Annotated in this window: 2 protein-coding genes and 1 pseudogene; 1 reads left to right on the top strand and 2 read right to left on the bottom strand. The window is 70.5% G+C overall.

From position 1 onward, the window contains the following. Positions 1 to 50 precede the first annotated feature (50 nt). Positions 51 to 1,391, bottom strand: coding sequence for a sensor histidine kinase (locus LOY02_RS19170; protein WP_317183956.1), 1,341 nt, complete (start codon positions 1,389 to 1,391; stop codon positions 51 to 53). A gap of 201 nt (positions 1,392 to 1,592) precedes the next feature. Here LOY02_RS19170 and phoU point away from each other — a divergent pair, with 201 nt between their 5' ends. Continuing rightward, positions 1,593 to 2,303: a phosphate signaling complex protein PhoU gene (gene phoU, locus LOY02_RS19175; RefSeq protein ID WP_317183957.1), complete on the top strand. Its 711-nt coding sequence runs from the start codon at positions 1,593 to 1,595 to the stop codon at positions 2,301 to 2,303. Positions 2,304 to 2,434: 131 nt separating this feature from the next. Here the strand turns inward: phoU and LOY02_RS19180 are convergent. Continuing rightward, a pseudogene (locus tag LOY02_RS19180) lies at positions 2,435 to 2,573 on the bottom strand (phosphoglyceromutase); the annotation flags it as partial.

Raw genomic sequence — 2,573 nt, forward strand, 5'->3', positions numbered from 1 at the left:
GGACAACGGATCCGAGAACGACTCTTCGTCCTCGACGATCAGGATTCGGCTCAAGACTGACCTCTCGTGACTCTGGCCGGTGTGGCCGCGTGGGGCTCGGACGTGGCGGGCTGGTTCGTCGTCGCCTCGGGGTGCGCGCCCGCTTCGGTTGCAGACGCCGCGCCTGAAGGAGCGTCGACAGCAGGAGGCTCGCCCGAGGGCGGCGCGTCGACGGTCAGGTCCGCGGCCGCCTCGGATGAGCCGGTACCGGCCGGGGTCGGACCGAGGTGCGGCGCGCCCGGCAGGGCGATCGTGAAGGTGGAGCCGCGCCCGACCTCCGACCACACGGTCACGGTGCCGCCGTGGTTCTCGACGACGTGCTTGACGATCGCCAGGCCGAGACCCGTGCCACCGGTGGCTCGCGACCGCGCGGAGTCGACCCGGTAGAAGCGCTCGAAGATCCGCGCCTGCTCGTCAGGGGAGATCCCCAGGCCCTGGTCGGTCACCGCCACCTCGACCAGCCCGCCGTCGCGACGCCGCGTGGACACCCCGACGCGCGTCCCGGTGTCGGAGTAGGCGATGGCGTTGCCGACGAGGTTGGTGATGGCGGTGGTGATGAGCTCCTCGTCGCCCCACACCTCACAGCCGCCGTGGGTCTGGATGGCGACGTCGATGCCACTCTCCTCGGCGAGCAGGCGACAGCGCTCGACGGCGTCGTGTGCGCACGCACCGAGGTCGACGAGGACCGGGTCCTTGATGACATCGGTGCCCTGCAGGCGCGACAGCTCGACGATCTCCTTGACGAGATTGGTCAGCCGCCGGGACTCGACGCCGATCCGGGTCGCGAAGCGCTGGACCGCCTCCGGGTCGTCAGAGGCATCGAGCAGGGCCTCGGCCAGCAGCGAGATGCCACCGACAGGCGTCTTGAGCTCGTGGCTGACGTTGGCGAGGAAGTCACGGCGGACCTCTTCCACCCGCCGCGCCTGGGAGATGTCCTCAACGAGAAGCAGGACGTGGTCGGCACCGAGCGGCGCGACCCGGGCTGCCACGACGAGGGTGCCTCCGCCAATACCCTTGCGCAGGTCGAGCTCCACCTCGCGGATGTCGCCGTCACGCCGGACCGACCTGGCGAGCTGGAGCAGCTCGGGATGGACGAGACCGTTGCCCCTGACCAGGCCCCGCGCGACCGCGGCGGGCGAGTTGTTGACGACCCGGTCGGCGCGGTCGAGGACGATGCCACTCGAGCGGAGCACCGCCAGGACCTCGCCGACACCGGGAGGCAGCTCGGCGGCAGGCGCCCTGACCTCCTCGTTGCGGGTCGACCGGTCGGAGAGACGGACCGCGGCCAGCGCGACACCGCCGAGCGCAAGGCCGACGAAGCCCCCGAGCGTTGCCGCGGTCGTTGGGTCCACGACACTCAGGTTACGCATTCCTGTGGCAGGCTCGGACCACGGACGCACGTGTGTGCGGGCACGGGGGCCCACTGTTCACCTGACCGCCGCCTTCCATTCACAGGCGGCTGCGACCCTCGGCCCTGAGACCTCCACCCCGGAGACCTTCACCGGACCGTCACCCCGGAGACCTCATCAGCCGGCACGAGACAAGGAAGACCATTGCGCGACCAGTTCCACGAGGACCTCGACACCATCACGGACCAGCTCGTGGAGCTGACGCGGCTCGCAGGCTCCGCCATCTCACGCGCCACGACGGCCCTGCTCGATGCGGACGTCAACCTTGCCGAGTCGGTCATCGAGGCCGACAAGCAGCTCGACGACATCCGGGTTCGCCTCGACAACCTGTCCATCGACCTCATCGCCCGGCAGCAGCCCGTGGCCACCGACCTGCGCATCGTCGTCACGGCCATGCACATGAGCTCGGACCTCGAGCGCATGGGCGACCTCGCCCGTCACGTGGCGAAGGTCGCCCGGCTGCGCCACCCCGACTCCGCCGTGCCCGCGCAGCTGCGCTCGCACATCCTCGAGATGGGTCGGGTCGCCGAGTCGATCGTCGCCAAGTGCGGCACGATCATCGCGAGCAAGGACGTCGAGGCAGCAGCCGCCCTCGACCGCGACGACGACGCCATGGACGACCTGCACCGCGACCTCTTCGCGGCCCTCCTCGACGAGAGCCGGGACCTGCACCGAACGACGGTCCTCGACCTGGCCCTCATCGGGCGCTACTACGAGCGCTTCGCCGACCATGCGGTGTCGGTGGCCCGCCGCGTCATCTACCTCGTCACGGGCGAGTACGACGCGGAGGTCAGCTACGACCACGAGGAAACCGAGGACGCCGACGTCATCGCCGAGATCGAGCGCAGCTCCTAGCGCACCCAGCAGTCCCGTCACGGGGCCGTATGCCGCTGGGCCCGCTCACGCCCGAGACCCCGCCACGTCGTGTGGCGGGGTCTCGTCGTCTGGCCGGCTCAGCGGCATACGGCTGAGAGACGTGCGACACGTCAGCGGCCCTGTTGCGCGACGGCCTCCGCCGCGGCCCGGGCCGCTTCCGGGTCGAGGTAGCGGCCACCCCGGGTGACCGGGACGAAGGACTCGTCGAGCTCGTAGACGAGGGGCATGCCCGTCGGGATGTTGAGCCCC

This window comes from Intrasporangium sp., assembly GCF_032907665.1.
GTDB lineage: Bacteria > Actinomycetota > Actinomycetes > Actinomycetales > Dermatophilaceae > Intrasporangium.